This is a genomic window from Sphingomonas sp. Leaf38 (assembly GCF_001421825.1).
Lineage (GTDB): Bacteria > Pseudomonadota > Alphaproteobacteria > Sphingomonadales > Sphingomonadaceae > Sphingomonas.
The window spans coordinates 78714-79288 of record NZ_LMLD01000010.1; the positions used below are offsets into that span (position 1 = coordinate 78714).

Genomic DNA, 575 nt, shown 5'->3' on the forward strand with positions numbered 1-575 from the left:
CCTCGCGGGGGAGGATTACCGCGTTACAGCGTAGCGTGGACCGTCGCGACGGCGGCCATCACCGCACCGATGCGGACCGACGTCTGGATCGCCTCGGCGGTGACGCCGGCCTTTTTCAGGATCTGCTCGTGGCTGTCGATGCACATGCCGCAGCCGTTCATCGCCGACACGGCTAGGCTGAACAGCTCGAAATCGACCTTGTCGATGCCCGGCTGGCCGATCACGTTCATGCGCAGCTTGGCGGGCATGTTGCGATATTCCTGGTTCCCGGCGAGATGCGTGAACCGGTAATAGACGTTGTTCATCGCCATCACCGCAGCGGCGGCGCGGGCGGCGGTGGCGGCTTCGGGCGACAGCTTGGGCGCGCATTCGGCTTCGGCGGCCTCGACGAGCGGCTTGTAGCCCGAACCGTGCGCGCAGGTGAGCAGCAGGCCGTATTTGCGCTGATCGGTCAGATGCGTCTCGTTCAGCAGCGAGCCGACGTTGAGACGGATATCCTTGGCGTAATCGGGCAGCTGCCCGGCGAATTCCTTGAGCGACATATCTCTACTAATTCTTCCTCCCCTCCCCCCCCC

1 protein-coding gene is annotated in these 575 nt (G+C 64.3%); it reads right to left on the minus strand.

Features of this window, described 5'->3' with window-relative positions; genetic code table 11:
* Window positions 1-23 precede the first annotated feature (23 nt).
* Window positions 24-542 (minus strand): carboxymuconolactone decarboxylase family protein, encoded by a 519-nt coding sequence (locus tag ASE88_RS05920; RefSeq protein ID WP_055879695.1) that lies wholly within the window; start codon window positions 540-542, stop codon window positions 24-26.
* Window positions 543-575: the final 33 nt, after the last annotated feature.